7 protein-coding genes are annotated in these 5,213 nt (G+C 67.4%); 2 read left to right on the forward strand and 5 right to left on the reverse strand.

From position 1 onward, the window contains the following. Positions 1–321: nitroreductase family protein (locus CCN44_RS34360; protein WP_208639897.1), on the forward strand; the 321-nt coding region annotated here is incomplete at its 5' end. Positions 322–348: 27 nt separating this feature from the next. On the opposite strand, the gene CCN44_RS44175 is transcribed toward CCN44_RS34360, so the two are convergent. The 4 genes from CCN44_RS44175 to CCN44_RS34380 all read right to left on the reverse strand — a co-directional run bounded on the left by CCN44_RS44175 (position 349) and on the right by CCN44_RS34380 (position 3,290). Further along, complete coding sequence (locus tag CCN44_RS44175; protein ID WP_143650166.1) at positions 349–954, reverse strand: hypothetical protein; 606 nt, start codon at positions 952–954, stop codon at positions 349–351. Between the two features lie 310 nt (positions 955–1,264). Then, positions 1,265–1,531: a hypothetical protein gene (locus CCN44_RS34370; RefSeq protein ID WP_030787428.1), complete on the reverse strand. Its 267-nt coding sequence runs from the start codon at positions 1,529–1,531 to the stop codon at positions 1,265–1,267. A gap of 169 nt (positions 1,532–1,700) precedes the next feature. Then, complete coding sequence (locus CCN44_RS34375) at positions 1,701–2,540, reverse strand: MBL fold metallo-hydrolase (protein WP_086702301.1); 840 nt, start codon at positions 2,538–2,540, stop codon at positions 1,701–1,703. Between the two features lie 159 nt (positions 2,541–2,699). Next, a complete protein-coding gene (locus CCN44_RS34380) occupies positions 2,700–3,290 on the reverse strand; it encodes a TetR/AcrR family transcriptional regulator (RefSeq protein ID WP_086702305.1) in 591 nt (196 codons plus the stop codon). Positions 3,291–3,350: 60 nt separating this feature from the next. Here CCN44_RS34380 and CCN44_RS34385 point away from each other — a divergent pair, with 60 nt between their 5' ends. After that, complete coding sequence (locus tag CCN44_RS34385) at positions 3,351–3,896, forward strand: hypothetical protein (protein ID WP_086702307.1); 546 nt, start codon at positions 3,351–3,353, stop codon at positions 3,894–3,896. Positions 3,897–3,953: 57 nt separating this feature from the next. Here CCN44_RS34385 and CCN44_RS34390 read toward each other — a convergent pair whose 3' ends face one another. Beyond that, positions 3,954–4,517: a dihydrofolate reductase family protein gene (locus CCN44_RS34390; RefSeq protein ID WP_086702310.1), complete on the reverse strand. Its 564-nt coding sequence runs from the start codon at positions 4,515–4,517 to the stop codon at positions 3,954–3,956. Between the last annotated feature and the right edge of the window lie 696 nt (positions 4,518–5,213).

Consider the following 5,213-nt stretch of genomic DNA (forward strand, 5'->3'; position numbering starts at 1 on the left):
CCCCTGCTCGCCACCCTGGTCTTCACCCCCACCCCCCACGACACCACCGTCCCCGAATGGGAACAACTCGCCGCCACCAGCGCCATGACCAGCTCCCTCATCCTGCTGCTCCACGCCCGCGGCTTCGGCAGCGTCTGGCGCACCGACAACCTCACCGAATCCGACCGCATCCGCCGCCTCCTGCGCCTGAACCCCGGCGAACGCCTCCTCGGCTGGCTCTACATCGGCACCCCCCAACGGCTCACACCGCCCAGACGACGGACACCCGAAGACGTCACCGACCGCATCTCCGTCTTCACCCCCGAACTGATGGGCCTGTAAACCCCCGGCGCGCACCCCCACCGCCCGTCAGCCCACCGGATCAGGCGCCCCCGACGACGGCCCCGACGACTGCTGCGGCATCACAGCCGGCTGCACCCCCGCAGCCGCAGGAAGAACCGGCGACTGCACCACCCCCGCCGGCACACTCACCACCCCCTGCTGCTCGACCAGCACCAGAGCACTGGACGGAACAGCGGCCCGCAACTCATGCAGACCCAACAACGCGGCATGCAAACGCTCAGCACCCTCATAAGAGTCATACGCCAGCACAAGCCGAGCCCGCGTCTCCAACATCTCCCACGCATAACGCCGCCGAAGATTCGTCATATGACGCGCATCCGCCCGCAAAAACGTCGACCCCGCCGAGAACCCCGCAGCCAAAAGCGCCAGAATCGCCGCCGGCACCCGCGCCCCCGCCGAAGCCAGACCCGCAGCACCCGACACACCGGCAAGAACCGCCGCGGGAAAACCCAGACTCAGATACGCCGCATGCCACAACTTCGCACGACGCTGCGCCCGCCGCGCACCGACCCTCGCCTCACCGATGACCTTCTCGACCTCAGCACGCAGAGCAACCAGCCGCGCATCACCAGCGCCCCCCGGCACCGCTCCAGCAGACGCGCTGTCGGGCACGAATCCCCCATCCCCCCAAGGAAGTTGACCCCTCACACCGAAGTGTAGAGGCCACCCCCGAAACGCGACCAGCCACCGCACGGCCCCGGCCTGCCCCACCGCCACGGCGGCCACCCAGGACGGCCGCACCCCAGCGCGACAGGACCGCGCAGAAGCCGGCGCACCGGGCCCCGGTCCACGACCAGAGGGGCGGAGCGACCGCCGACGGGGGAGCGGGCCCGGCGGGGGAGCGGGCCCTGAGGTCACCACGGGCCCGCCGTCACGACCGGGCCGCAGACGCATCCGCCGCAGGCACGGCCACCGGCCGGGGTCAGCCGGCCTCGCGCAGCGGATGAACCGTGCCGGTGAGAGTGCCGTCCTGCTGCTCGTAGTGGGACAGGGCAAGGCCGAGACCGAAGAAGGTGGGGGCCCATTCACCGACGAAGAGACCCCAGCGGTCGGCGCGGGCCAGACCGGTACCGGGCTCCATCTTCAGGGAGCCCGCCCACGAGGCGACGCTCAGGCCGATGGAGGCGAAGGCGGCCATGTAGGCGTGTTCACTGCGGATGCCCATGTCGTGCATCTTCTGGATGATCATCGGGCGTCTCCGTTCTTCGAGTGTCCCTGCTGGAGTAACCACCCCCACGCCACCCTATTCATCCCATATGCACCATTCGGTTGCACGACAACCAGAAACCGCAGCCACACACGCTGACCAGCCCACAGAACGCCACCACCGACCCGCCACACCCGCCACCCACCCCCGATCAACGAACAGCAGGCCGATCACCACCCGGAACCAGGCGAGCGCACCCACCCCGAGGACACGACACCAGCCGCTCCTCCAGACCCAGCCGACGCGCCTCGGCCAGAAAGTCCTCAAGCGGCGAACGAAAGACGGTGTAGTCGTCGTAATGCACAGGCAACACCCGGCGGGACCCCAACCGCCGAGCGAGCTCCACCCCCTGCGCGCCGTCCATGGTCACCACGAAACCACCCGGCAACTGCGTACCCCCCAGATGCAACACCGCCAGGTCAGCAGCAGGGAACCGACGGCCGATCTCCTCCAGACCATCGAACAGCAGCGTGTCACCCGACACATACAGACGCAGCCGCACCGGCCCGCCAACCCGGCCGAACTCCAGCATGCTCCCCATCACAGGCGGCAGCAGACGACGCAGCACCGGCTGCAGAGCATGCCGCCCGGGCAGCGAAGTCACACGGACCTGCACCCCACCACGCCCCAGCGTGCAGCTCTCCCAGGTACGCAGGCCCCCCGCCCGGCGAAACCCCTGCAACGTGCGCAGCCGGCGCGCAGCGTGCCGTGTCGTCACGATCGGCAACGAACGGTCCAGGTAACACCTGGCACGGCGGTCCCAATGGTCACCGTGCAGATGCGAGAGAACGACACCGTCCAGCCGGGGCAGGTCCGCGGCATCAAGCCCGGGCTCAGTGAGCCTGCGGCTGACCAGACCGTATCCGAGATGAGCACGCTCACCACGGTGCAGGAAATTAGGGTCGGTCAGCAAAGCCAGCCCGCCGAACCGCAGCAGGACCGTGGCATTGCCGATGAAATGAAGGTCGACACCGTCGTCGAAGGCTGTCATCCCGGCTCCCGCCCGGCGGGCACGGCCCGCCTGAGATCGGCACGGCCTCTGGTTGCCGACCCCGGGTTCCCTCACACAGGCACGCATACGCCCGCCCCGCGCCGTGGCACACAGCCCCCGGTGGCCGACAAGGACACCCAGCCACACCCACGGCAAGCCCTACAGCCGGTCGACCAGCAACGCGGCCGAACACTCCTCGGCGAGATCCTCGGCGTACGGCGGCAGCGACTCACCGGTGCGCAGGTGACGACGGACCACCGACAGCGGCAGATCGACCAGGGCAAGAGCCACCCGCTCACGACCCCGCTCGTCCGCCGCACCAAGAGCCTCGGCAAGCACCCCCAGGGAAGCGAACACCCGCTCGTTGCCCAGGTCAGCACGCCGGACGTGTTCCTCCGACCAGTCGGCGCGACCGAAATCGGCGGCGCCGTAGAGGAGGAGCGCGGCCTCCTCCCGGTTCGCTCGGCTCCAACCCACCACGTACCGGGCAGCCGCGCGCGCCGCCCTGAGGGGATCGCTCTCCCCGACGAGGACGGCGTGGTAGCCCACCTGGAAGCGCTCCACGGTCCGCAGCCACACCTCCGCCAGGAGCGCCGTACGCCCGGCGAAGCGGTGGTACACGGAGCCGCTGGGAGCGCCGACGGCGTGGGCGACCGCCGACATGGTGACAGCGGGCGGTCCGCCGGCGGCCGCGAGGCGGACGGCCGCGTCGAGGAGCTGGTCAGCGTCGAAGCGGGGTGGTCTCACCATGAATCAGAGAGTACTCTCTATTTTATTGGAGGAAGGTCTCCAATACGACGGAGGGAACCCATGGCCGTCCACAACGTGCACGAACGCCTACTGCCCACCGACGAGAGCAAGCTCGGAGCACTCATCGACACCCTCGCAAGCGGAGACCACGACCAGCTCTGGCCCGGCCACGACTGGTCACCCATGCAATTCGACCGACCACTGAGCCCCGGCGCGACAGGCGGCCACTGGCCGGTCGGGTACACAGTGACCGGATACATCCCCGGACGCTGGATCCGCTTCGACTTCACCCGCCCACGAGGCTTCCACGGCTTCCACGAACTGGCCGTGCTGCCGGCCGGCCCGGGACACGCCCGAATCCACCACACCCTGACCATGACCACCAAAGGCCTGGCCCGGCTCACCTGGCCGCTCGCCTTCCGTCCCATGCACGACGCCTGCATGGAAGACGCCTTCGACCGAGCCGAACACGCCTGCACCGGCACCGTCGCCCGCCCGGCCCGCTGGTCACCGTACGTGCGCCTCCTACACACCCTCGCCGCCCACGCAACGCGAAAAAGAAGCGCTAACCAACGACCCGAATCTCCCGCAACGCGGCCACGCTGAGTGACATTGTCACTAAAGAAAACTTCGTGCTTCAACCAAGCCCGCCGGACCAGCCGACTAACGCACCACGCGGTAACGGAGGTAGACGACTCTCGAACTGAAGGTACGAGTCTCGACGAGATCGAGATCCACCCGGCGCTCGCGCTGGGAGAAGAACGGAACACCGCCACCGACCAGCACCGGGTAGACCCTGGCCCGGTACTCGTCGATCAGCCCCAAGGCCGCTGCCTCGGCAGCGAGCCCCGCGCCGCCGATCGCGATATTGCCGTCGCCCGGCTCGGCCCGCAACCGCTCGATCTCCTCCGCCAGGCCCCCGGAGGCCAAGCGAGCATTTCCCTCTACCGCCGAGAGCGTGGTGGAGAACACCACCTTGGGCAACGACCTCCAGACCGCGGCAAACTCCAGCGTCGAGAAATCAAGCGAGGGATTCTGGTCGACGGTCTCCCAATACAGCATCGTCTCGTACAGCCGCCGCCCCAACAGATGGACGCCGGCCTCTCGCACCTCGTCGGTGGCGAAGCGAAAGACCTCCTCGTCAGGCACCGTCCAGTCGAAGCCGCCGTCCGGCCCGACGACGTACCCGTCGAGCGAGACACTCATCGAATAGGTCACGCTACGCATCAGAAGTCCTCCTCGGCGGCGGGTTCGACAGTACGACCGCCGGACGCCGCAGGACTCATCGCGGCACGCGGATCCCCTGGGCCGAGTCACCTCGCGAGATCATTTTGTTGACGCGCAATGCACGGCGAACGGAGCCGCTTGCCCCGGTGCGCGGGGGCTGGTCGAACAGGGGTCCATGGTTCCTACCTGTGGTTCCCCGCTGATGTGCCCAGCGTCGGATGAAGCACTGTTCTTCAGCTGAGGCTCCGTCAGTTCACTTGGTGGAGTTCGGGGGTGCGCCCGCCGTACCTTCGTCGAGCAGGTACCCGGTACGGCCAGCGGGCCCAGCGGTGCGCGGGATGCTGGCTGCGGTCGGTGTCGCCTTGGCGGCCATGCTGTGTCCGCTTGGGCTGCGTGCTCGGGGTATCCGTTGGCGGGAGTACCGTTCGAGGGTGGGGGGGGCTTGACTGAACCGCTCTGGCCCTTTCAAACTCTGAATTACCGTCATCTGACGGATAGTCAGATACTTAAAATGCGGTGTCCGTGATGGAATTGGAATTAAATGCCCTTTGGGAATTCCAGAGATTCGATAATGGCTCCTGAAATTAATTCTGTTACAAAACAGAAAGTGACGATATGTTAGGTGGAGGAAATCGCGCAGGCCCTACCTGCTGGCCGTAGCTGCCGTATTTCGGGAATTCGCGAAGCGAATTCCCG

The organism is Streptomyces tricolor (genome assembly GCF_002155905.1).
GTDB lineage: Bacteria > Actinomycetota > Actinomycetes > Streptomycetales > Streptomycetaceae > Streptomyces > Streptomyces tricolor.

Excerpts from the sequence above, each read along its gene's own strand:
- CCN44_RS34380 (WP_086702305.1), bottom strand. The coding sequence starts at position 3,290 with ATGGTGAGACCACCCCGCTTCGACGCTGACCAGCTCCTCGACGCGGCC.
- CCN44_RS34390 (WP_086702310.1), bottom strand. The coding sequence starts at position 4,517 with ATGCGTAGCGTGACCTATTCGATGAGTGTCTCGCTCGACGGGTACGTC.
- CCN44_RS34375 (WP_086702301.1), bottom strand. The coding sequence starts at position 2,540 with ATGACAGCCTTCGACGACGGTGTCGACCTTCATTTCATCGGCAATGCC.
- CCN44_RS34385 (WP_086702307.1), top strand. The coding sequence starts at position 3,351 with ATGGCCGTCCACAACGTGCACGAACGCCTACTGCCCACCGACGAGAGC.
- CCN44_RS34370 (WP_030787428.1), bottom strand. The coding sequence starts at position 1,531 with ATGATCATCCAGAAGATGCACGACATGGGCATCCGCAGTGAACACGCC.